This is a genomic window from Borreliella mayonii (assembly GCF_001945665.1).
Classification (GTDB): Bacteria; Spirochaetota; Spirochaetia; order Borreliales; family Borreliaceae; genus Borreliella; species Borreliella mayonii.
Map to the genome: position 1 here is coordinate 745353 of NZ_CP015780.1, position 23555 is coordinate 768907.

A 23555-nucleotide genomic window follows, 5' to 3' on the forward strand; every position below is an offset into this window, starting at 1 on the left:
CATGAAGGCTTTTAAAGTAAAAAATCTAAGACGTTTTTCAAATTTTATTAGAATCTTGGTTATTGTATTGTTTTTAAATTCTTTATTGAGTTTATTTGTGTTTTTGGCTGGTTCTTACAATATGTTCGTTTATAATTTTCAGAAATTTTATCTTGATCTTACTATTATTTTAAGTTCTGTTTCTTTTGGGCTTGAATCTACTAGGTTAATATTTTTTTATTTATTGAGAAATAAAAAAATTAATTATTATTTAATTTTAATTTTTAGTTTTATGATTTTTTTTTGTGCTCTTGTTTTTAAAATTTTTCTTTCTGGCAACAAATAGGTTGATAGAAATATTGCATTAATTATTTGTAATTATTCTATTGACTAATGAATTTTATTTTTATAAACTAACTATTAGTTTATTATTTGCCGACTTAGCTCAGCTGGCCAGAGCAGCGGTCTTGTAAACCGCAGGTCGTCGGTTCGACTCCGACAGTCGGCTTTTAGGGGCGGTACCGAAGTGGTTAACCGGGGCAGACTGTAAATCTGTTGGCTTTGCCTACGTGGGTTCGAATCCCACCCTCCCCAATTTAGTAGAATTGTAAGTGTTGGCCTTTTTATAATTTTGATTGTGATCTTTTAAATGTGTTATATCGTTTCATTTTGCTTCTTATGCTTTTGTCTATTTAGAAAAGTTCTTATATTGGTTATAAAATATTATGCTAGCTATCAATTAAAAATTTTAATTGATAGCTAAAGTGTAATTAGCAAAGACCTTTGTTTAGCTAGGAGATTTTTGTGCTTATTAAAATTGGTAAAGCATTTATTTTTTTCTTCTTTTTAGGATCTGTTTTGTCTATTTTTATATATTTTTTAAATTTATCTTCTTTGGCAAATGGCTTGGCTTATGAATTTAATGTTGAGAAAGGTTGGGGAGTTAAAAAAATAGCTAAAGAATTGAAAAAACGAAAATTAATTAAATCCGAACTGCTTCTTGTTTTTATTTCATATATTTTTGGTAGTGACAAACAATTTAAAGAGGGAAGATATTTAATTAATGGTGATTTTTCTACATTTGAAATATATAAAGAGTTTTTAAAGGGATCTTCTAATGTAAATATTGATGTTACAATACCCGAAGGATATACTAGCAGAAGAATTGCTTTTAAGCTTAAGGAATTTTCTGTTATTGATGATGTTCAAGATTTTATTTTTTTAATCAACAAAAAATCATTTATTTATGAGCTTGGCCTTGATTACGACTCTCTTGAAGGATTTTTATTCCCAGATACTTATAAATTTTATAAAGGTATAGAAATAAAGAATGTGGTTCGTATGTTTGTTGATAATTTTTTAAACAAGCTTAAATCTATAGGTGTTGTTCTTAGTGATTATTCAAGTAAAGAGCTTTACAATAGGGTAATAATAGCATCTATTGTTGAACGTGAGTATAGGGTTAAAAGTGAGGCCTCAATAATGTCTTCGGTTTTTTATAATAGAATAAAATCTGGTATGGCATTACAATCTTGTGCTACTATTGAATATGTTATTACAGAGGAGCTAGGACGAAGCCATCCTAAGAGAATTTATTTTTCAGATTTAGAGATAAATTCTCCTTATAACACATATATTAATAAAGGATATCCTCCTACTCCAATTTCAAATGCCGGTATTATTTCCCTGCAAGCAGCTTTTTTCCCAAAAAATACGCAATATTTATTTTTTGTGGTAAAAGACTCTAAGTTAGGCACACATCAATTTTCGTCAGATTATTCTTCACATCTTTTAGGGGCAAAAGATTATATTAAAAATTTTATTACTAAGGATTAAGAAGTATGAATTACTTACAAACGGCAGCTTCAATTAAAAGTAAATTTGATATTGTAGCTATTGTAGAGCATTATATTAAGCTTGTTAAATCGGGATCTACTTACAAAGGTCTTTGTCCTTTTCATGCTGAGAGAACTCCCTCTTTTTTTGTAAATCCTTTGCAAGGATATTTTTATTGTTTTGGATGCAAAAAGAGTGGGGATGTTATTGGATTTTTAATGGATATGGAAAAAATCAATTACAATGATGCTCTTAAGATTTTATGTGAAAAATCTGGTATTTGTTATGATGATTTAAAAATAAGTAGAGAAAGTGAAAAAAAAAATGAAAATAAAGATATAGTTTCAAGAATTTACTTTTTGAATTCTAGATTAATTAATACCATTAAATTTTTTTTGAATAAAAACAAAAAAGCTTTAGATTATGTTTTAAAGAGTAGAGCAATATCTAAGGAAGTCGTTGATTTATTTGAACTTGGTTATTTGCCATTTAGTGTTAAAAATGGTTTAGAGCTTTATGATTTTTTAGTTTCAAAAGGATACTCTTTTGAAATACTTAGAAAAAGTGGCTTATTTTCAAAAACAAACCCCAAAGCTTCTATTTTATCTCAAAGATTAATTTTTCCAATTAAAGATTTTAAAGGAAATGTTGTTGGTTTTGGGGGTCGAGATTTAGATGGGAGAGGTTCTAAGTATATTAATTTAAGTGAAACTGAAGTTTTTAAAAAAAAGGAGCTTCTTTATGGATTTTATGAGGGGTTTGATGAGATTAAATCTGCAAAATCAGTTATATTGGTAGAAGGATATATAGATGTTCTTGCTTTTTTTACATCTGGGATTAAGAGAGCTGTATCTACTCTTGGCACTGCTTTTTCAAAAGAACATCTGGCTTTGATTCAAAGATATGCTGATGAGATAATATTTTCTTTTGACGGGGATGATGCTGGACTTTCTGCAACTTTAAAAGCTTATCAAATTTGTTTGCCATTTAATATCAATGTTAGTGTTGTTAGAATGGATTTTGGTCGTGATCCTGCGGATGTTCTTAAAAGTGAGGGTGTAGGCTCTTTGCAAAAAATTTTAAATAATAGATGTGATGCTTTTGAATATCTTTTAGATGCTTATTTTAGCAAATATGATTTAAATAAAACTGTAGATTTGAATGCCATGATTAATTTATTTTTAAATTTGATAAATTTATCAAAAGTGGATACTCAGAAAAAAATTTTTTTAGATAAGCTAAGCAATAAACTTGGTATTGGTGTGACAACTTTATTAAAAGATTATTATAGAATAAAAGAAAGATTTGTAGTTGACAATAGTAAAAGAAATTTGTATGCTCATAATGATGATTCTTATGAGAGGTATCTAATAGTAGCTTTGTTGAAAAATTTTAGTTATTTTAGTATAGTAAGGCGCAATATTATTGATAGTGATTTAATTAATATCGATGCCAGAAAAATTTTTATGTGCTTTGAGAATTTATTTGAAAATAATAAAGATTTTTCATTAATGGATTTAAAAAAAAAATTAAAGGATACCTATAAAGTTAGTGAATTTTTTTTTGAAGAAATTTTAAATTCTGAATTTGAAGTGGATAATGAGATGCTCGTTCATATTTTACTTGCAATCAAGAGAAGAAAATTGGATTCTCGTGTTTTGCTTTGCAAAAAAAGATGTGATGGGGACTCTTTGGTAGATGCTAGGATTCAAATAAATGAGTTAATGTTTTTAAATATGCAGAGAAAAAATTTAAAAATCTACATAAACGATATTCCAGGGAGTTAGGTTTTGTCGGATTTTGAAAAGAAATATTCGAAGCTGGTAGAGGGTATTATTACTCATTTGGGAGATAAAAAATCTCTTAGTTTTGGTGAATTATCAAATTTGCTTCCCGATGACATATTAGAACCAGAGATTCTTGATTGTATTTGCTCGATGCTTGAGGATAGGGGAATAAGATTGGTTAATAAAATTTCTGAATTAGATCTGGTTGGCAGCGAAGATGGAAATGATGAAGAGGAAGAGGTTGAAATTGAATCTGATAGAAATTTTATGATTTTAGATGATGGTTTTCAAAGCGATGAAGAAGATATTGATATTGATGTTAAGCTGGATGATTGTGATGAAGAAGATATTTCTGTTAAAGATGATTTAGGTTCAGGGTATATTAAAAGCAATGTTTTGAAAGATAGTCACTCAGAAGATCCAATTAAGCTTTATTTAAAGGAAATAGGAAAAGAATTTTTATTAACAGGAAATCAAGAAGTTGAACTTGCAAAGCAAATGGATTCTGGGGAGAGTATAATTGAGAATATTCTTAAGAATGAAGGGCTTGTTATAGAAAATTATTATAATCTTGTAAATACTATTTACTCAAGAATGGAAAGGGAAGAGTTTTTTAAAAGAGAAAAAGATAAGGACAAAGAGAGTAGCCCAGATTATTATAATAAAAAAAAAAGAATTGCCTCTTTTTATAAAATTCCTTTAAAGCCAATTCAAGATCGTTTAATAAGTTATGTAGATAATAAGCATAGGGTATATGAGCTTGGGGGGGATATTTTTGAAAAGAATTTAAAAAATGAAAGATTAGCTCTAAAAGAGCTTTTAAGAGACATCCCTTTGTATCAAGATGAACTAAGGATTTTTTCAGATGATTATATTGATTCTGCTAACAAAATAAAGGATTTGCAAAGACAGCAAAGAATAATTCTAAGCAGGTTAAAAATTGAAAAAATAAGAGACTTGAGGGTGCTTGGAAGAGATTTGACTATTACTGAAAAAAAAATAGAGATAGAAAAATCTCTCAAACTTAAAGAAGATGCTATTAAAGAACAGATTACAGAGGCTCAGCTTGCTCAAAAAGAACTTGAGAGAATTGAGATGTATTATGAATATCCAACAGATAAAATAATAAGCATGTCAGAAGAGATCGCTAAAGGGAAACAAATGATGCAGCACGCTAAAGATCAGTTGATTAAAGCTAATTTAAGGCTTGTTGTAAGTATTGCTAAAAAATATGCAAACAGAGGTCTTCATTTTTTTGATCTTGTTCAAGAAGGCAATATTGGATTGATTAAAGCTGTTGAAAAGTTCGAATATAAGAGGGGTTTTAAGTTTTCAACTTATGCTACTTGGTGGATTAGACAGGCTATAACAAGATCTATTTCTGATCAAGCTCGCACAATTAGAGTTCCTGTGCATATGATTGAACAAATAAATAGGCTTAATAGAGAAACTAGATATTTAATTCAAGTTTTAGGGAAAGATCCCACAGATGAAGAGCTTTCAGACAGACTTGGATGGGAGCTTAAAAAGGTTAAAACTGTAAAAAGTGTTTCAAGAGAGCCTGTTTCTCTTGAAACACCAATTGGAGAAGAAGAAGATTCTGTTCTTAGCGATTTTATTGAGGATAAGGCAATAAAAAATCCTGCAAATCACACATCCTTTGTAGTTTTGCAAGATCAAATAAGAGCAATTCTTGGAACTCTTCCTGAAAGAGAACAAGAAGTTGTAAAAATGAGATTTGGACTTGAAGATGGCTATTCTTTAACTCTTGAAGAGGTTGGACTTCATTTTAATGTTACAAGAGAAAGAATTAGGCAAATTGAATCTAAAGCATTAAGGCGGCTTAAAAATCCCAAAAAAACTCAAAAATTAAAAGATTATCTTGAAGATTTAAATTGAACAGGAGGATTGATGGAAAATAATATTGATACATTAAAAAAACTTGAAGTTATATATAAGTCTAAGTTTGAGCTTGAAGAAAGGCGAAAAAGTATTCCCAAGTATTTGGAGACGAAAAAAAATCAGATTGAAGAATTATCAAAAGTTCTTGTTGATTTGCAACAAAAGTTTAAGGAATATCAAAAAGAAGACTCTGCTTTAAAGTTAGATATTCAAGATATTAATTCAAGAAAGAGCAAGGCAGAAGAGAAAATTGATAGCATTAAAACGCAAAGAGAATATGAAGCTCTTGAAAAAGAACTTCAGGTTATTATTGACGATGAAGTTACAATTAGAAAAAAGATGACACATGTTAATGGGCTTAAAACTAAAATAGAAAAGGAAATATTAGATGTCAACGAGAAGCATAGCAAAGAAGAAGAATGTTTTAGGGCTGAAAGTAGTAGTTTTGAGTTAGAGCTTTTAGAAATTCAAAATAAACTTTTAGAAATAGAAAGAGAAGAGTTAAATTGTTCTTCTAAAATGAATGAAGATTTTTTGTTTAAATTTCAAAGAATAATAAGAAATAAATCAAATGGAGTTGTGCCTTTGATTAATAATGTTTGTAAAGGTTGCCATATGATACTTCCTGTTGAATTTGCAAATAAAGTAAGACGTGAGCCCAACGATATTAAATTTTGTCCTTATTGCAGTAGAATACTTTATTATCAGGATAAAATTAGAATAAGTGATGAAATAATTCCTGGTAGTTTAGCAGACCTTGTTGAATAAAATTTATTAATTTGATAATTTTTATTTAAGCTGACAGTCAGTCATCGCTTAGTTTTATAATAATTAAAGCTTAAGAGGAAAGTCCGAGCTCCAATAAGAACATAATGCTAGGTAATGCCTAGGGGTTTTAAACCTAAGAAAGTGTCGCAGAAAATTACCGCCGTAAAAGGTAAGGGTGAAAAGGTGAGGTAAGAGCTCACCGCTTATTTAGTAATAAATATGGCAAGATAAACCTCATTAGGAGCAAGATCAAGTATGTAAGCACTCTTTGTTCTTGAGGATATGCTTACGGGTAGATCGCATGATTTTTTTAGCGATAAAAAAACAAGAGAGATGATGGCATAGTACAGAACTCGGCTTATGGGTGTCAGCTTAATTTTATTAGCCTAAAAGAGAGTTTTAAATGGAAATAAGATATTTAAGATATATTTTTTACTCATTTATGATTTTCATTTTTATTTTTTTAATTTATTATATTTTATCCTATTTTAAATCTTTTTCTAGTTCTTATTTAAAAGCAGGTCCAACAGAGGTCGATTTACTTTTACTGTGGGATAAAAAAGAATATAAAGAAATAATAGATTATGCTGAGAATGATATTAAAAATCATAGATTTGATTTTAATTTAAATTTGCTTTTGGGATTTTCATATTTTTATTATTCTTTAATAGTAAATGAAGGATATTTAAAAGGAGAATTTCTAGATAAATCCATAGAAAGATTAAGATTTTTAATTTCTATAAATGACGGAGTCTCCATAAGCCCTTTGTATTATATATTAGGAAAGGCATATTCTCATAAAGGAGAGTTTTATAGTGAGCTTGCTGTAAAATTTTTAAAGAAGGCTTTAAGTACTGATAATTTTGATTTCATGAACATTAAAGAAGATATTTTTGAATATTTGGGATATTCGTACCAGCTTTTAAGAGATTACAAGTCTAGTTTAAAGTTTTTTGAAAAAGCTTATAATGAAAATAAATCTGATTTAGTGCTTTGGAGTTTGGCTTATGTTAATTATAAGTTGAATGATATAAACAAAAGCATTGAGTATATAAAAAAAATAATAGAAGAAGAGAAAAGAAAATTGTCAAAGGGTGAGAAAACGGATGAAAATTTAATTCAAAAGGTATATTTGCTTTATGGAGATATTCTATTAGATAAAGGCGATTATGATAATGCTTTTAATTACTATAATAAAGTTCTAGAAATTAATAGTTCAAATTCTAGCGTTTATGTTAAAATAGGAGATATATATAGAAAGAAAGATAAAAATTATCCTAAAGCTAGAAAATACTGGAGAGAAGCTCTCAATCTTAATCCTTATTTAGAAGCAGCAAGAGAGAGACTTGGAATTACTTTGGAAGACTTTTAGGGAGGTTGATTTGAATTTGTTTAAGTCTTTTTTGATAGATATTGGCATTGATCTTGGAACATGTAATACATTGGTTTATATTAAAGATTATGGCGTGGTTATGAGTGAGCCTTCTGTTGTTGCAATAGATATTACCAAAGGTAATAAAGTTGTTGCAGTTGGCAGAAATGCTAAAAAAATGCTTTGGAAAACTCCAGAGAATATTAAAGCTGTGCGACCTCTTAGAGATGGAGTTATTGCTGACATTGAGAATACAGAGAAGATGATTAAATATTTTATTAATCAAATTTTTTCTCGTAAAAAATTGTTTTTTAAGCCAAGAATGGTAATAGGTGTTCCTACTTGTATTACAGAGGTTGAGCGAAGAGCTGTAAAAGAGAGTGCAATGAATGCTGGTGCAAGAGAAGTTAAGGTGATAGAAGAATCTCTTGCAGCTGCTATTGGATCTGATATTCCTATTTTTGAACCTACAGGTCACATGGTGTGTGACATTGGAGGTGGAACTACAGAAATATCGGTTATTTCTCTCGGCGGAATGGTTGTAAGTAGGGCAATTAGGACTGGTGGGGATGAATTTGATGAGAGTATAATAAAATATATGAGAAATTCTCACAATATTATAATTGGTCAACAGACAGCAGAAAAATTGAAAATTAAGATAGGAAATGTATATCCTGATATTCAAAATTTAAGGGTAGAAAAAATAGATATTAAGGGTACAGATGCTGTAACTGGTCTTCCTAGAAAGCAACTTGTTGATTCTATGGAAGTAAGAGAGTCTTTACAAGAGCCTATAAATGTTGTTGTGGATGAAGTTAAGCGTACTCTTGGTGCAACGCCCCCAGAGCTTGCTACAGACATTGTTGAGCGTGGCATAATTTTGACAGGAGGAGGAGCTCTTCTTAAGGGTTTAAATAGGCTTCTTTCGAAAGAGACTGGAGTTCCTGTTTATGTTGCAGATAATCCGCTTCTCTCTGTGGCTGTTGGTGCCGGATTATTTTATGATTATGCCAATAGAATAGATATTAGCAAGAATATTTACAGTTTTATCAATGAATAAGTTATGAATTTTCTTGTCAAATTCAAGAATTTTATCAAAGTACTTTTAGTATTGATAGTTTCTCTTGTTTTTATGATTTATGATTCAAGCAGTATTCAAAAGAGAAGATCTGATAATTTTTTGTTTTTTACTTTTAACTCTTATATTCAAAGCAGAATGCATGGGTTTTTTAGTTTTATTTCCAATGTTTTTAAAACTGTAAATGAATACAAAAATTACAAGGACAAGATAGAATTTTATAAAAAAAGAATACAACAGCTTGAAATAGTCACTCAGAATATACAGTCACTAAGGCAAGAGAATGTTCGTCTTAAAGAGCAATTAAATTTTTATTCGTCAAGTTCTAGCGATTTTATTTCAGCAGAGATTATATATCTAAACTATTCAAACATATCGACTTTAATGGCTATTAATAAAGGATTCAATGATGGGATAGAAAAGGATATGATAGCAGTTGCATATCAAGATGGATTTAGCGGTCTTGTAGGTAAAGTTGTAAAGGTTTATTCTAATACTGCTAAAATTTTGCCTTTGACCAATTATGAAAATTTTGTGTCCGCAAGGATTCAAAGTAGCAGGTTTATAGGTCTTATAGAGGGTAATGGTTATGGTAAAAAACTTGAAATGAATTATGTTAATAGGCTTGCTGAAAAAGATTTAAAGATAGGAGATTCTATTGTTACTGCTGGGTTTAGTGAATATCCAGTTGGCATTTATATTGGAAAGATTACAAATTTTCATATTCTTGACTACAATTCTCTTTTAAAAATAGAAGTAGAGCCAGCTATAGTTTTAGATAAGCTTGAGTATGTTTTTCTTGTTAAAAATAACAAAGAGATTGGTGAATAATGGCAGCATTTTTTACATATTTTATTTCTAGTGCATTTTTAGGTAAAATTTTTCAACACTATTTTGCAACTTATTTTTATTTTTCAATAGATATTTTTTTAATTTTTCTAGTTTTTAATTCTTTAAATTTTATTTTTAATATAGGATTATTATCTAGTATTTTATATGGCCTTCTTATGGATTATTTTACAGGATTACCACTTGGATTTTTTGTTTTTGGATATACAATAATATTTTATTTTAATAATAAAATAAAGTTATTTATGCCTAAAAATATGCTTAGCATGGCAATATTTTTTATTTTTTCAAAAGTTATATTATGGTTTTTAGCTATTGTATTTTATGATTTTATAGATTTAAAATCTTTTAATTATTCAATCTTCAACCTTGATCTTATTGTAAATATAATGTCTATTAACTTTTTATATCCAATTCAAAATTATTTTACTAGAAATTTTTATTCTTTTAAAGAGGATTATTAGTGGGTGTTATAACAAATTTTAGATATAAGTTCGGCATATTTTTTTTAATAGCAATTATGGTGCTTTATTTGGCAATTTTATTTCAAATGCAAATTGGTAAGCATTTATTTTACGACAGAGAAGCCAATGTTTTTTTATCAAGATTGGAAAAAATCAATGCCTCAAGGGGTGAAATTTTAGATTCTAATTCCAATATTTTGGCAAATAATTTAACTATGTTTATTTTAAAGATAAGTTTGCAACAGTATTATAATATGCCTGTTGCTACTAGAATTGAGATGATAGACTTTTTATCAAACACGCTAGGCATTGATAAATCAATTATTTTATCTAAGCTTCAAGAGCCTGGTGGATATCTTAAAGATGTTGAAATAATTGAACTTACTCCAAAGATGTTGTTTAAAATTTCTGAAAAAAAGTTTTATTATCCTGCTCTTTTGTGGACTTATTCTTTTAAGCGCAACTATTTGGTTGACGATTCATATTCACATTCAATCGGTTATGTTGGGCAAATAAATCAAAGAGAGCTTAGAACGTTTTATAATGTTAGTGGGTATGATAATACTTCTACGATTGGAAAGTTGGGCATTGAACAGGTTTATGATAATTACATTAGAGGGCAAGAAGGCTTAATAAAATACAAAGTAGACTCCAAAGAGAGAAGAATAGACGATGGCTCTATTATAAGAAATATGGTACCAGGTAATGATGTTGTGCTTAATATTAATAAAAATATTCAAGATCTTGCCAATAATGCTTTAGGCAAAAGGTATGGTTCTATTGTGGTATTAAAGCCATCAACAGGTGCTGTTCTTGCTCTTCACAATTATCCTTATTATTCTATGAGGGATGTTTACAATAAATATAATAAGGAAGATTACTCTTTTTTAAATAAAGCAATTCAATCTGTTTATCCGCCGGCATCTATTTTTAAATTAGTTGTTGCTGCTGCTATTCTTGAAGAGAGAGTTATAGATAAAGATCGTAAAATTTATTGTCCTGGATATTTTAAAGTTGGAAATAGAATTTTTCATTGTTGGAAGCCTGGTGGTCATGGGTATGTTAATTTAGAAGAGGCGATTGCACATTCTTCTAATGTTTATTTTTATACACTTGGGCTTAAGTATCTTGGGGTTGATAGAATTAGAAAATATGCAAAAGAATTTGGGTTTGGAGAAAAAACAGGAATTGATTTGCCAAATGAAGTAGCTGGTCTTCTTCCTAGTCCTGAGTGGAAAGAAAAAACTTTTAATCAGCCTTGGGTAGGAGGAGATACTGTAAATTTTTCAATAGGTCAAGGGTTTTTGAATGCTACTCCTATGCAGATTGTCAATATGGTTGCTATGATTGCAAATGAAGGTGTTGTATATAAGCCTAGAATTGTAAATAAAATTTTAAAGGGCGGTACGAATAAAGTTATTCTTGAGAATAAACCAGAAATATTAAGAAAGACAAATCTTATTAGTAAAAACACATTTAAACTTCTGAAAAAATATATGAGAAGTGTGGTAACTTATGGTACAGCAAGATATGCAGTTCTTACGAAAGCCGTTAAGGTTGGAGGCAAGACAGGCACTGGTCAAACTGGTATAGATGGTTTTGAAAATAGTTCTTTTGTTGGACTTGCTCCTTATAATGGTTCATCTGATAATCAAATTATTGTTTTTAGTTTGGTTGAGGCAAAGAGTAATGTAGATTGGTGGCCTGCAAAATCTACAGATTTAATAATGCAAGGCATTTTTGCAAATCAAAGTTATGAAGATATTCTTAAAGGTTATAGACCATGGTATATTAGGTAGGTTAATGGTTTTTAGAAAAAATTATGATTATTTAGCTTTGATAAGCTTATTTATAGTTTCTTTTGTTGGTATATTGTTGATTTATTCTAGCGATTATAATATTAGCGGATCTTTAACTAAGAATGAATATATAAAACAAACCTTTTGGGTAATTATTGGATTTTTTCTAATTTTTATAGTGGGTAAATATGATTTAAAATTTGTTTATAGCATAGTATATCCTTTATATTTTTTATTAATATTGGCTTTAATTTTTACTGCATTTTTTGGAATGACTGTAAACGGAGCAAAGTCTTGGATTGGTATATGGAAACTTGGAGGACAGCCTTCTGAATTTGGTAAAGTTATTATTATTTTGACCCTTTCAAAATTTTATACTGAAAAAAAGGGTTATAATGAATTTTTTACCTTTATTGCTGCATTTTTATTAATTTTCCCATCGGTAATTCTTATATTGTTGCAACCTGATTTTGGTACAGCAATAGTATATTTAACCATTTTTATATTTATTTCTTTTTTTGCAGGAATAGATTTGCATTATGTTTTAGCATTTGCGTTGATAGGTTTTTTTTCTTTTGTTTTTGCGATTTTGCCGGTTTGGTATGAATATAGGGTGAATATGGGTAATGTATTTTATCTTATTTTCTCAAATTCTTTTTATTTTAGAATAATAATAGGGGTGCTGCTTTTAATACTTTTGATTTCTGTTTTAGGATTTTTTATTGCTAAGTATGGTTTGAGTATTAAAATAATTTATTTTTATGTATTTTTTGCAAGTTCTATTTTATTGATTTCAATAGTGTTTTCAAAAGTCCTTTCAAAGTTAATGAAGACTTATCAGATTAAACGGTTTTTAGTATTCTTAGATCCAGCTATTGATGCTAAGGGTGCTGGTTGGAATTTAAATCAGGTTAAAATAGCAATTGGTTCTGGCGGTCTTTTGGGTAAAGGATTTTTAAAGGGGCCTTATACCCATGCTAATTATGTGCCTTCTCAAAGCACAGATTTTATTTTCTCTATTCTTGCTGAAGAGTTTGGGTTTTTAGGCGTTAGTACTATTTTAATATTATTTTTTTTTCTTTTTTTTAAATTTTTGATAATAATGAATAAAAGTAAAGATAGATATATGGCCTTAGTAATATCTGGAATTTTGGGACTTTTATTTTTTCATACCTCTTTTAATGTTGGAATGTCTTTAGGAGTTCTTCCGATTACTGGAATTCCTTTCCCTTTTCTCTCTTATGGAGGTTCTTCTACTATTACATTTTTTTTAGCAATGTCTTTTTATTTTAATATTGAATCAATAGTTGCTATGGATTGAGAATTTATTTTCAGTTTTTTGTTTTCTTATCTCTATTTTTTTAGAAAATTTTTTTGTATATTTTAATTTAGTAATTATAAATATTTGAGGTGCGTATTTTTGCGTAAAAGTGATGAATGTGAATTTTAATTTTTTAATAAAAATCGAAAGGCTAAAGGTATTGTTGTGAGCAAAGATTTAGATAAAGAAGATATTCTTTACAAAAAAAGACACTCAATAGCTCATGTTATGGCAGAAGCTGTGCGTGATTTATTCCCAAATACCAAGATTGCAATAGGTCCTCCTATTAAAGATGGTTTTTATTATGATTTTGAATTTAAAAGGCAAATTACAGAAGATTCTCTTTTAGATATAGAAAATAGAATGAGGGAGATTTTAAAGACCGGGAGTTCTTTTGAAAAAGAGGTAATAAGCGTAGAACAGGCTCTTGAAATTTTTAAAGATGAACCTTATAAGATTGATTTGATTAAAAATTTTGATTTACAAAATGAAGTTTCTATTTATAAGAGTCACAATTTTATTGATCTTTGCAGGGGTCCTCATGTTGAGAATATGAATAAAATTGATCCAAAGGCATTTAAGCTTACTAGTATTGCTGGAGCTTATTGGCGAGGCAGTGAAAAAAATCCAATGCTTACCAGAATTTATGGAACTTTATGGAATAATGAAAAAGAGCTAAGATCTTATCTTAATTTGAGAGAGGAAATAAAAAAAAGAGATCATAGAAAGCTTGGAAAAGAGCTTGATTTATTTTCTATTCATGAAGAGATTGGCCCAGGACTTGTTTTTTTTCATCCCAATGGTGCTAAAATAAGAGCTTTAATAGAAGATTTTTGGAGAGAAGAGCACTCTAAAAATGGGTATGATATTCTTTTTACTCCTCATGTTGGTAAATCTTGGCTTTGGCAAACTTCTGGTCATTTAGACTTTTATAAGGACAGTATGTTTGAAAAAATAGAAATGGATAAAAGTGATTATTATCTTAAACCTATGAATTGTCCTTTTCATATTGCAATTTATAATACAGGCAAGCATTCTTATAGAGATTTACCATTTAGATGGGCCGAACTTGGCACTGTATATCGTTATGAAAAGATAGGCGCCTTGCATGGCCTGATGAGAGCTAGAGGATTCACTCAGGATGATGCTCATATTATATGCACTCATTCTCAAGTTGTAGATGAGATTAAAGAAGTTCTTAGGTTTGCTATTTATATGTGGAGTAAATTTGGCTTTAGCAACTTAAAGGCATATCTTTCTACAAAGCCTGACAAGTCTGTTGGAAATGATGCTGATTGGGAAATGTCTTTAAAAGTTCTTGAAGAGACCTTAAGCGATTTTGAAGTTCCTTATGAAATTGACAAAGGGGGAGGTGCTTTTTATGGGCCTAAAATTGATCTTAAGATAGTTGATTCTCTTGAGCGAGAGTGGCAGATGAGTACAATTCAATTTGATTTTAATCTCCCTGAGAGATTTAATATGACTTATACTGCTGAGGATGGTAAAGAAAAAAGACCATTTATGATTCATCGAGCTTTGCTGGGATCTATTGAAAGATTTTTTGGAATTCTTGTAGAGCACTATGGTGGAGCGTTTCCTTTATGGTTGTCTCCTGTTCAAGCAGTAATAATTCCTGTTAATAATATTGTAGAAGGTTATGCTATTAAAGTTTTTAATAAATTTAAAAATGAAGGGATTAGAATAAAACTTGATAATAGTTCCTCAAGAATGAATGCTAAAATTAGAGAATATCAGGCTAAAAAAATATCTTATATGTTCATAATTGGCGAGAGAGAGGCAGCAGAAGAGAGAATATCTATTAGAACAAGAACAAATGAACAAATAAATGGAATTAAACTTGATGAAGCTCTTAAATTTATTTTGCTTAAAATAAGGGATAAGGAGATTTGATAAATTGAATAATTTAATCAAGTTCATTACCCCCAATAAAATAACATTAGCTAGGATTATGCTTTCCTTTATCATATTAATTTTATTTTTTTTGGAAAATGTATTTTTTTCGTATTTGTATTTTGGAATTATTTGGTTTTTAATCATTTTCAATGAATTTACTGATTTTATTGATGGATATCTTGCAAGAAAATATGATCTTGTTAGCAATGTAGGTAAAATTTTAGATCCTTATGCGGATGTTTTGCAGCATTTAACATATTTTGTTTTTTTCTTTTACAAAGGAATAACCCCTTATTATTTTTTCGTAATATTTATTTATCGTGAAATTTCTATTGGGTTTGTTAGAAATTTAATTATTCAGTTTAATGTAGTTCAACAAGCAAATTTTTTGGGAAAATTAAAGTCACTTCTTTATGCTGTTTGCACTTTTGCAAGCCTTTTGTTTTATACTTTAAATCAACTCAACTTTACAGAACCTGTTCAAAATTTTATTAGCTACATTTTTAATTTTGAATTTAAATTTTTATTTATTGTTCAAATGGCGTATGTTTTTGCTGCTTTTTTTGCAATTTTATCATTTTTAGAATATGTGTTAATATTTTTTAATGTAAAGAAATATGAAAATAAATAAGACATTAATTTTGCTATTTTTATTTACAAAACTTTCTTTTATTCAAGCTCAAGTAAGTCAAATATTAACAGAAATTAGTTCCTTAAGTATTTTAAACAAAAATGGGAAAGGAAGTATTTATTTAAAAGTTAACAAATCTTCTGATTATATTTTAAGGTTAGATAAGAGTTCAAATTCCGATTTTGTTTTTAGAATTTATGATATTTCTAATAAAAAATACATAACTGATAAAGTAAAAAGAAGAGATTTTAAAATAAGGTTAGATAAAAATTCTCTTTATGCAATAATATACGTTGGTACTAAAAATGAAAATATAAAGTTTTCGCTTGCAGATTTAGATTTTTCAATTTTAAGTAGCGATTTCCTGAAAGCTAAAACATCTAAGATTGAAAAAGAAGATTTATTTTTTACTTTAAAAGATTTACCTGTTTTAAGTTTAACTACCAAGCTTAAAAAGTATATATTAAGGATTTATAAAGGCAATATTTATATTGCTTATCAGTTAGAAAATAGCGATGACATTAAAGTTGCTGAGTTTATTGAGAATGTTGGTTGGTTTAATCTTGATTCATCTGTTAATGGAAATATTACTAATATAGTTAATTTTGATTTTTCAATTAATTCAAAAGGAAATTTATATATTGCTTTTGTTACGAAATCAGGGTCTGATTTTGCCAGTGAGCTTATAGTTAAAAAATTTAATAGTAGAAAATGGATTGATATTAGTCCTGGTCACATAGAAAATTTTGGATCTTTATTAAATATTAGCATTGATTTAAAAGATAGGTTGTATTTGGCATATTTAAGAGAAATTGGAAGTGAATATAAAATCAATTTAATCTCAAATATGGGCTATGGAAGTATTTGGACCGATGTAATACATGCTTATTTAAGCAAGGGTGATTCTAATGTTAATTCATCAAACATTGGGCTAATATCTGAACCTTTTTTGGGTATTTTTTATAATTATAAGTCAAATAATGAGATTAAATCCGAATTTATTATAAACAATGAGAATGCTTGGGTAAATGCAAATATTCCTTCTGTTTATATGGCTAATTTTATTAAAGGCTTTTTTGATTCTAATTTTAATCAAATAATTATGAGTTTTGTTTCTGAAAATAGGCCCATTGTAAATATTTGTCCCTTGAAAAGCAATAGGTGGATTAATATAAGCCCTAATGTTGAAATGGAAGGTTTAAGTACTGATATTGGGCTTTATAAAAATAATTTGTTTTTAGCCTTTGAAGATAATAATAATGTGAGATTAATTTATTTTAAGAATAAAAATTGGTATTTTTTAAATAAGTTGGAGAATTTTAAAAGTGATGTTACTAGTCCCCAGATTGGAATTTATAGTAATCAAGGGCTTGTAGTCTCTACTTTAAGCTCTAATTCCAATGAATTATTTTTTACTTTGGTTTGCCAATGAGAGTAATTCAGAGTAAGGTCTAGTTTCAAGGTTTTCTTTTAGTCCAAATTGGTTGATTATGTTATCAATTTCTTTTTTTGCCAAGTCTATATCATTTTGATTGTTAATAATTTTTTCTATTTCTAAAAAAAATCCAAGATTTTTTATTTCGTTTATCTCTACATTTAAATTATTGGTTTGATAAATTAAACTTTTTTTTATCTTTTTGTATAGCTTTTTAAATTTAAGCTCTTTTATAAGGATTAAAAAATTGTTAATACTATCTATTTTGAATTCCACCTCTTTATTAATTTCTATAGTATTATTGTTATCTAATATTTTTTTTTTAAATGTAACAATTTTTTCTAGATTATTTAATTTTCTTATTCTTATAATTTTTTTTTGGTTTGAGTAATAGATGTCAGTTTTTATCTCTTCTTTAATAAACTTAAATTTTTTATTTGCCAAATTAACAATTCTTTTTAACTCTTTTGGAGGAATAAATGCTTTTGATTCTATTTCAAACATATATTAAAAATAATGTAATTATGATAATATTTCAATGTTAAAATATTATGCTATATAAGATGGCTTTTTAATAATTTAAACAACTTTTTGTATGATATGTTGAAATTTGAATTTAGCGACAGGTTTTTACTTTTTAGTTATTTTATTTTAATTATGTTTATAGGCTCTCTTTTGTTAATGCTGCCTATTTCCTGGGAAGGTGATGGCAAATTGACATATATTGATGCTCTTTTTACTGCTGTTTCTGCTGTAAGTATTACAGGCCTTATAACGGTTAAAATGGAAGGTTTTTCTACTTTTGGATTTATTTTGATAATGTTGCTAATCCAGCTTGGGGGACTTGGATTTATAAGTATTACTACTTTTTATTTGCTTATACCTAAAAAGAAAATGAATTTAACAGATGCAAGAATAATAAAGCAGTATTCCCTTTCAAATATAGAATATAATCCTATTAGAATTTTAAAAAGCATATTGTTTATAACTTTTTCAATTGAAATGATAGGTTTAATATTAATACTCATTTGTTTTAAACTTAGGGGAGTTAATATTTCGTTCTTAGAGGCTTTATTTACGACAATTTCTGCTTTTTGCAATGCGGGTTTTTCTATGCATTCTGAGAGTATTTATGCATGGCGAGATGTTCCTGAAGCTATAGTTATAGTTTCTATTTTAATAATTTGTGGTGGTCTTGGGTTTATGGTCTATAGAGATGTAAAGAATACTATTAAGAACAAAAAAAAACTGTCACTTCATGCCAAAATAGTTTTTTCTTTAAGTTTTTTTTTAATTATAATTGGTTCAATTTTATTTTTTTTTACAGAGATGCATAAATTAAAAGCTGGTTATTCAATGAGTACTCTAATATTTAATTCAATTTTTTATTCGATTAGCACTAGAACAGCTGGTTTTAATTATCTTGATAATTCTTTAATAAGCGGAAGAACCCAAATAGTTTCTTTGCCATTCATGTTTATTGGTGGCGCACCCGGATCAACTGCAGGAGGAATTAAGATTACAACATTTTTTTTAATTGTATTAGCTGTTTTTAAAAATCAAAACGGCAATGGATATATTATTGGGTCTTACAAGGTTTCAATAGATAGCATAAGATTTGCACTTTTATTTTTTGCAAGAGCTATTTTTATTTTAAGTTTTTCCTTTTTTATGCTTCTTTTTTTTGAGGGAGGATCTGGCAATTGGAAAGTTATTGATTTGGGGTATGAAGTATTTTCTGCCTTTGGAACGGTTGGTCTTTCGGTTGGAGTAACTCAGGATTTGTCATTTTGGGGGAAAGTCATTATAATTTTTACTATGTTTGCAGGACGAATAGGACTTTTTTCAATGGCTGTTTTTGTTTCAAGAAAGTCACGTTTTGAAGAATTTACAAGGCCAAGGCAAGATATTTTGGTTGGTTGAGGCATATGAAAACATTTGTTATTATTGGACTTAGTAATTTGGGAATTCACTTGCTTGAAGATTTAAGCAGACTTGATTGTCAAATTATTATTATAGATACATCTAAAGAGCTTATTGAAGAATATGACGTGATATCTACAGAAAGCTTTGTTGTTGAGCAATTTACTAAAAATGCTTTAAAAAGAATAATTCCTGTAGATACAGATGCTGTTGTTATTGACTTTGATGATGATCTTGGCAAAAGTGCTCTTGTTACTCACTATTGCAATCTTTTGGGTTTGAAGGAAATATGTGTTAAGACAGAAAATAGGGATGATGCTGAAATATTAAAAACGCTTGGCGCAACAAAGATTATATTTCCAAGTAAAGATGCTGCAAGAAGATTAACCCCGTTATTAGTATCTCCGAATCTTTCAACTTACAATATTATTGGGTATGATATTATTGTTGCTGAAACTGTTATTCCCAAAGAATATGTTGGCAAAACTCTTTTTGAAGCTGATCTTAGAAGAGAATGTGGTATTACAGTTATTGCTGTTAGGAATTTAAGTAATTCTAGGTATGAATTTGTTGATGGCGATTATTTTTTTTTAAAAGATGATAAAATTGTAATTTGTGGCAAACCAGATAGTATTGAAAATTTTACAAACAATAAAGATTTAATTAAAGATTTAATTTCAGGCTCTAAAGAGGATGAAAATTTAAATAAAGATGCCGATAAGAAATCGAGATTTTTAGGGATTTTTAATTTTATGAAAATTTTTCAAAAAGAGCGTAAGGATAATTAGGATTTAAGAATGACTAAAATTATTCCTGTAGCAAGTGGCAAAGGCGGTGTTGGAAAAACATCTTTTGTTGCAAATGTTGGTTATAAGCTTTCTAGTTTAGGTAAAACTGTAATACTTGTTGACCTTGATCTTGGTGGCTCTAATCTACATACGTGTTTGGGAGTTAAAAATAAGGGTGTGGGCATTGGTTCTTTTATTAATAAAAGGAATAAAAGTTTTTCAGATTTAGTATGCAAAACATCTTATGATAAGCTTTATCTTATTCCAGGTGATGCTCTTTATACAGGAACAGCTAATCTTCCTTTTTCCATTAAGAAAAAGATTATAGAATCCATTCAAAAAGATCTTATTGCCGATTTTATTTTTTTAGATTTAGGATCTGGAACTTCTTATAATACAATAGATTTCTATTTGGCATCTTATAGTGGTGTAATTGTTACAATACCAGAAACCCCTTCCATACTTAATGCTTATTCTTTTTTAAAGAATGCTCTTTATCGTCTTTTATATTTGGGATTCCCGCAAAAAAGCCCCGAACGGGATTATATTGGTAATTTTTTTAAAGATAAGATTGAAGGGACAAACCTTGGATTTAAAGATTTGATTGTTGGAATTGAGCTTATTTCTTTGAGTTCTTCTTTGAAAGTTAAGAGGATGATGAATAATTTTTATCCTAGAGTTGTGTTAAATAGAATAGAAACTAGCGAAGAGATTGCTATGTGTGAAAATTTAATTAATGTTGTTAAGAATAATATTAATATACCAATAGAGTTTATAGGCTTTGTACCTTTTGCAAAAAGTTTTAGAGAGGCTATTAATAATAGAGTGCCATTTATTGATTTTGAGAAGAATTCAAAGTTGAATAAATATTTTGAATTTATAGCTGGCAATTTAATTAAATCTCCTATTGAAGGGTCTCCTTATATTTACGATGACATATACGATATGATTAAAGATCAAAGTAGATTTATTAGAAAATAATTAGGCTATAATTCTATAAAGGAGTATTTGGTGTATAGAATTAAAAATGAAAATTTAGATTTTAAAATAGATATTTTAGGAGAATGCAAGCAAAACAATCCTTTGATTGATTTTTATGCTAGTGAGGGTTCTTCGCATTTTGTTAATGAAAAAAATAAAATAAAGTTTAGTGTATATAGGAATGAGGATGAGGGAGATAGGTACGAAGATGTTCTTTTAGAGAAAGCCGGACCTAGAGAAAAAATTTATTTTGTGCCCAGACATGTTAAAGCTGCTATTACTACTTGTGGTGGTCTTTGTCCTGGCTTTAACGATGTTATTCGTTCTATTGTGAGAACTTTATGGAAAATTTATGGAGTTCGCAATATTTATGGAGTAAAATTTGGATATCAAGGACTTCTTCCTGAGTCAAATTCATCTTTTATTAATCTTAATCCAGATGTTGTTGATGATATTAATAAATTTGGAGGCACTATTCTTGGCTCTTCAAGGGGTGGCATTAAACCTGTGGAAATAGTTGATACTTTAGAGAGAATGAATATTAATATGATTTTTAACATTGGTGGGGATGGTACTCAAAAGGGGTCTCTTCTTATTGCTGAGGAGATAGAAAAAAGAAATTTAAAAATAGCAGTTGTGGGCATTCCTAAAACTGTAGACAATGATTTTATGTTTGTTCAAAAATCTTTTGGATTTGAGACTGCCGTAGAACAAGCCGTTGCGGCTGTTGCTGGTGCTCATTTTGAAGCTAATAGTGCTTATAATGGCATTGGACTTGTTAAAGTTATGGGAAGAGATTCTGGTTTTATTGCTGCTCATACTGCGCTTTCTTCTAATGATGTTAATTTTTGTTTAATTCCAGAGCTTGATTTTGACATAGAAGGTCCTAATGGGTTTCTTGTCCATCTTGAAAGACGACTTTTAGAAAAAGAAAGCCTAGAAGAGATTCCTCATGCAGTAATATTGATAGCAGAAGGAGCAGGTCAAAAATATTTTGATCATTTCCCTAAAAAGAAAGATGATTCTGGGAATTTGCTTTATGAGGATATTGGGCTTTATATTAAAGACAAAATTACAGAGTATTTTAAAGCAAAAAATATACAATTTACCCTTAAATACATTGATCCTAGCTATATTATTAGAAGTTCGCCCGCTAATGCTAGTGATTCGCTTTATTGTGCTAGGCTTGGGTCAAATGCTGTTCATGCTGCAATGGCTGGTAAGACAAAAATGTTGATTAGTTTGTGGAGTACAAAATTTGTGCATATACCGATTAAGATGGCAGTAATTGACAGGAATAAGGTTAATCCAAATGGTTCTTTTTGGAGAGATGTTCTTTCAAGTACAGGACAACCAATTAATATGAAGAATTAAATTAATTAATTCTTCCTATTTGGCAGCATTTCCAGCAATATTTAATATATCCCAGGTTCTTGAGAATGGTGGAGAATATGAGAAATCCATCATCCCTAATTCTTTTGTTGTAAGTTTTGAATAGATTGCAATTGCTAAAGCATGGATTCTTATTACGGCTCCATTTTTTCCTATTGCTTGTGCTCCAAGGATTATTTTGGTATTCTCCTCATAAATTAATTTAATATAAAGATCTTCTTGGCCTGGATAATAATTTGTATGATTTTTATCCTTTACAAAAATCGTTTTATATTTTATTTGAAGCTTTTTTGCATCTTTTTCTGTAAGTCCTGTTCTGGCAGCTTCTAAGGATAGTATCTTAATTGAAGCTGAGCCCAGTGTGCCTTTAAATGCTACATGATTTCCAGCTAAATTTTCACCAACTATTTTTCCAAGTTTGTTGGCTGTTGTTGCTAGGGGTATGTATTCATTTTTTTTGCTTACTATATTATAAATAGTTGCACAATCTCCTGCAGAAAAAATATTTTTTATACTAGTTTCACCATATTCATTTACAATTATTGCTCCATTTTCAGTAGTTTTAAGCTGGTTTTCTAAAAATTCAGTAGCAGGTTTTATTCCAGTAGCAAGTATAACAACGTCGGCTTGATAAGTATTTTTATTTGTTACTACTCCTTCTACCTTTTTTTCTCCTATTAAACTTTTTACAAACTCATTTGTATGAAGATCAACTTCTTTTTTTATTAGCTCTTCTTCCATTATTGTAACTATTTCTTCGTCAAAGGAATCTGTGAGGATATGTTTGTCTAGTTGAATTAATCTTACATTTTTTCTTTTATTTTTTGCTGCCTCTACCATTTCAATTCCAATGTATCCAGCACCAATTATCACTATATTTTTAATCTCTTCTTTATCCATTAAATTTTTTATTTTTTGACCGTCTTCTAAATTTCTCAGTGTATAAAAATTTTTTAGATTGATATTATTGATTGGCGGAATAATAGGTTTTGCGCCAGTTGCTATCATAAGTTGGTCGTAAGTATTGTTAAAAATACTTCCTGTTTTTTGATTTTTTATTACAATTGTATTGCTTTTTGTATCTACTTTGATAACTTCCTGGTTAGTTTTAACAGAGATTCCAGTTTTTTCAAATTCTTCTTTTGTTCTTGAGATCATTTTATTTGGATTGTCAAAAAATCCCCCCACGAAGTAAGGTAGGCCACAGGTTCCAAAAGATACAATATTTGTTTTTTCATAGATAGTAATGTCTAGCTTTTTGTTTAAGCGGTTTGCTTTAGCTGCGGCACTAGTTCCTGCTGATGTGCCTCCAATAATTATTATTTTCATCATTGTT

The 23555-nt window shown here is 28.8% G+C and carries 20 protein-coding genes, 2 tRNA genes and 1 other RNA gene; 21 read left to right on the forward strand and 2 right to left on the reverse strand.

The features are described from left to right. Nucleotide 1: 1 nt before the first annotated feature. From Bmayo_RS03575 to Bmayo_RS03655, 17 genes are all read left to right on the forward strand, one after another. Nucleotides 2-325, forward strand: coding sequence for a hypothetical protein (locus Bmayo_RS03575; protein ID WP_075552356.1), 324 nt, complete (start codon nt 2-4; stop codon nt 323-325). A gap of 88 nt (nt 326-413) precedes the next feature. Beyond that, nucleotides 414-487 (forward strand) — tRNA-Thr (locus Bmayo_RS03580). Nucleotides 488-491: 4 nt separating this feature from the next. Further along, nucleotides 492-573: transfer RNA gene (locus Bmayo_RS03585), tRNA-Tyr, on the forward strand. A gap of 210 nt (nt 574-783) precedes the next feature. Beyond that, a complete protein-coding gene (gene mltG, locus Bmayo_RS03590; RefSeq protein WP_075552357.1) occupies nt 784-1815 on the forward strand; it encodes an endolytic transglycosylase MltG in 1032 nt (343 codons plus the stop codon). Between the two features lie 5 nt (nt 1816-1820). Beyond that, nucleotides 1821-3602 (forward strand): DNA primase, encoded by a 1782-nt coding sequence (dnaG, locus tag Bmayo_RS03595; protein ID WP_075552358.1) that lies wholly within the window; start codon nt 1821-1823, stop codon nt 3600-3602. 3 nt (nt 3603-3605) lie between these two features. Then, on the forward strand, nt 3606-5501 hold the full coding sequence (gene rpoD / locus Bmayo_RS03600; protein ID WP_075552359.1) for an RNA polymerase sigma factor RpoD: 1896 nt from the start codon (nt 3606-3608) through the stop codon (nt 5499-5501). Between the two features lie 12 nt (nt 5502-5513). After that, nucleotides 5514-6272 carry a zinc ribbon domain-containing protein gene (locus tag Bmayo_RS03605; RefSeq protein WP_075552360.1) on the forward strand — a complete coding sequence of 253 codons (759 nt, stop codon included), beginning with the start codon at nt 5514-5516 and terminating at the stop codon, nt 6270-6272. 26 nt (nt 6273-6298) lie between these two features. Then, an RNA gene (gene rnpB / locus Bmayo_RS03610) (RNase P RNA component class A) lies at nt 6299-6651 on the forward strand. 24 nt (nt 6652-6675) lie between these two features. After that, nucleotides 6676-7644: a tetratricopeptide repeat protein gene (locus Bmayo_RS03615; protein WP_075552361.1), complete on the forward strand. Its 969-nt coding sequence runs from the start codon at nt 6676-6678 to the stop codon at nt 7642-7644. Between the two features lie 10 nt (nt 7645-7654). Then, complete coding sequence (locus Bmayo_RS03620) at nt 7655-8704, forward strand: rod shape-determining protein (protein WP_002557301.1); 1050 nt, start codon at nt 7655-7657, stop codon at nt 8702-8704. Nucleotides 8705-8707: 3 nt separating this feature from the next. Further along, entirely contained in the window at nt 8708-9553 is an 846-nt protein-coding gene (gene mreC, locus Bmayo_RS03625) for a rod shape-determining protein MreC (RefSeq protein ID WP_075552362.1), read from the forward strand. Next, nucleotides 9553-10035, forward strand: a complete 483-nt coding sequence (mreD, locus tag Bmayo_RS03630; protein WP_075552363.1) for a rod shape-determining protein MreD — start codon at nt 9553-9555, stop codon at nt 10033-10035. Before mreC ends, mreD begins: the two co-directional genes overlap by 1 nt. Further along, nucleotides 10035-11834: a penicillin-binding protein 2 gene (gene mrdA / locus Bmayo_RS03635; protein ID WP_075552364.1), complete on the forward strand. Its 1800-nt coding sequence runs from the start codon at nt 10035-10037 to the stop codon at nt 11832-11834. Before mreD ends, mrdA begins: the two co-directional genes overlap by 1 nt. A 4-nt stretch (nt 11835-11838) precedes the next feature. Then, complete coding sequence (rodA, locus tag Bmayo_RS03640; RefSeq protein ID WP_075552365.1) at nt 11839-13155, forward strand: rod shape-determining protein RodA; 1317 nt, start codon at nt 11839-11841, stop codon at nt 13153-13155. A gap of 165 nt (nt 13156-13320) precedes the next feature. Continuing rightward, nucleotides 13321-15066, forward strand: coding sequence for a threonine--tRNA ligase (gene thrS / locus Bmayo_RS03645; RefSeq protein ID WP_075552366.1), 1746 nt, complete (start codon nt 13321-13323; stop codon nt 15064-15066). A 4-nt stretch (nt 15067-15070) separates the two neighbouring features. Next, a complete protein-coding gene (gene pgsA, locus Bmayo_RS03650; protein WP_075552367.1) occupies nt 15071-15700 on the forward strand; it encodes a CDP-diacylglycerol--glycerol-3-phosphate 3-phosphatidyltransferase in 630 nt (209 codons plus the stop codon). After that, nucleotides 15687-17132: a hypothetical protein gene (locus tag Bmayo_RS03655; protein ID WP_075552368.1), complete on the forward strand. Its 1446-nt coding sequence runs from the start codon at nt 15687-15689 to the stop codon at nt 17130-17132. The genes pgsA and Bmayo_RS03655 overlap by 14 nt, the downstream gene beginning before the upstream one ends. On the opposite strand, the gene cyaB is transcribed toward Bmayo_RS03655, so the two are convergent. Further along, nucleotides 17106-17639 carry a class IV adenylate cyclase gene (gene cyaB, locus Bmayo_RS03660; protein WP_075552369.1) on the reverse strand — a complete coding sequence of 178 codons (534 nt, stop codon included), beginning with the start codon at nt 17637-17639 and terminating at the stop codon, nt 17106-17108. The two genes, Bmayo_RS03655 and cyaB, sit on opposite strands and share 27 nt — an antisense overlap. Nucleotides 17640-17735: 96 nt before the next feature. Between cyaB and Bmayo_RS03665 the strand changes: the two genes are divergently transcribed. From Bmayo_RS03665 to Bmayo_RS03680, 4 genes are read left to right on the forward strand one after another with little or no spacing between them, the layout of a single operon-like run. After that, on the forward strand, nt 17736-19058 hold the full coding sequence (locus tag Bmayo_RS03665) for a TrkH family potassium uptake protein (RefSeq protein WP_075552370.1): 1323 nt from the start codon (nt 17736-17738) through the stop codon (nt 19056-19058). A gap of 5 nt (nt 19059-19063) precedes the next feature. Next, the gene (locus tag Bmayo_RS03670) at nt 19064-19846 is read left to right on the forward strand and encodes a potassium channel family protein (RefSeq protein WP_075552371.1); all 783 of its coding nucleotides are present in this window, start codon (nt 19064-19066) and stop codon (nt 19844-19846) included. Nucleotides 19847-19855: 9 nt separating this feature from the next. Then, nucleotides 19856-20827, forward strand: coding sequence for a MinD/ParA family protein (locus tag Bmayo_RS03675; protein WP_075552372.1), 972 nt, complete (start codon nt 19856-19858; stop codon nt 20825-20827). A 30-nt stretch (nt 20828-20857) separates the two neighbouring features. After that, entirely contained in the window at nt 20858-22201 is a 1344-nt protein-coding gene (locus tag Bmayo_RS03680; protein ID WP_075552373.1) for an ATP-dependent 6-phosphofructokinase, read from the forward strand. A gap of 15 nt (nt 22202-22216) precedes the next feature. Here Bmayo_RS03680 and Bmayo_RS03685 read toward each other — a convergent pair whose 3' ends face one another. After that, entirely contained in the window at nt 22217-23548 is a 1332-nt protein-coding gene (locus Bmayo_RS03685) for a CoA-disulfide reductase (RefSeq protein ID WP_075552374.1), read from the reverse strand. Nucleotides 23549-23555 lie beyond the last annotated feature (7 nt).